The sequence below is a fragment of the Novosphingobium sp. B1 genome (assembly GCF_900176395.1).
Lineage (GTDB): Bacteria > Pseudomonadota > Alphaproteobacteria > Sphingomonadales > Sphingomonadaceae > Novosphingobium.
The window spans coordinates 1-1,058 of sequence record NZ_FWXL01000068.1 but is presented as its reverse complement, the minus strand read 5'-3'; the positions used below and the strand labels follow the sequence as shown (position 1 = coordinate 1,058).

2 protein-coding genes are annotated in these 1,058 nt (G+C 58.7%); both read left to right on the top strand.

The window, feature by feature from the left end; all coding sequences use genetic code 11:
* A partial coding sequence (locus B9A23_RS22085; RefSeq protein ID WP_084281548.1) for a recombinase family protein occupies nt 1–248 on the top strand: 248 nt, incomplete at its 5' end.
* Nucleotides 245–1,030 (top strand): SDR family NAD(P)-dependent oxidoreductase, encoded by a 786-nt coding sequence (locus B9A23_RS22080; protein ID WP_004213209.1) that lies wholly within the window; start codon nt 245–247, stop codon nt 1,028–1,030. The genes B9A23_RS22085 and B9A23_RS22080, both read left to right, overlap by 4 nt.
* Nucleotides 1,031–1,058 lie beyond the last annotated feature (28 nt).

Below are 1,058 nucleotides of genomic sequence, written 5' to 3'. Positions count from 1 at the left end.
GCATGCTGGTGTTCAACATCTTCGGCTCGCTGGCCCAATTCGAGCGTGACCTGATCCGTGAACGCACTCATGCCGGCCTCAAGGCCGCACGCGAGCGGGGCAACAAGGGTGGTCGCCGGCCTGTCGTTACCCCCGACAAACTACGTAAAGCGCGGGCGCATATCGCAGCGGGCCTCACTGTTCGTGAGGCGGCGGCCCGGCTCAAGATCGGCAAAACCGCCCTATACAAGGCTCTGGAAAACGCGTGAAACCGCTGGCGATCAAGAACTCGTGGGTGCTGGTCACAGGGGCTTCGACCGGTTTGGGCAGAGCGTCCGCCCTCCGCTTGGCGGCATCGTACCAGGCCAAGCCCCTGATTGTTGGACGAAGGCTCGACAACTTGCGGGAGCTACAGACCGAAATTGACGAGCGGTTCAATGTGCCGTGCGAGATTATAGTGGCTGATCAACGTGAAATCGAGGGCAGGGAGAAAATCGCGGCTAAGGTTGCAGAATTGCAAGTAACAGCCGCTTTGTTGGTTGCCGGAATGACGAGCGTTGGTTCATTTGATGCAGGCCGTGCCGACACTTATGCCGAGGTAATTGAAACAAACATACTCGGTTTCACGGATTTGCTGGCTCGCCTGATTGCGATTTTCAGGGAGCAGCCGTTTGAATCCTCAGTAATCGCCGTGTCGAGCCTGGCGGGCGAAACATCCGTGCCCTTCCAAGCGGTCTACGGCGCGTCGAAAGCCTATGTGAGCACCCTCATGCGAGCGCTTTCCGTGGAGCTTGCCGGGACGGGAGTGAGTGTTGGGTCTTTTGCACCCGGTGGAATCGACACAGACATGGCTGCCCTCAGCGATTTGAAGTGGGGGAGGTTGGGTTTGATGGACGTTGACCGGTGCGCGGCCCATGCAGTCCACGCTCTGGTTTATCGGCAATCCTTCGCCATACCGGGGATGGGCAACCAGCTCACATATTTGGCGAGCAGGGTTCTACCTCGATCGTTGGTCAATCGGATTGCCGCCCTCCCATATCGGCGCCCGTAGGGCGGCACCACATAAAAGGGGCAGGAAA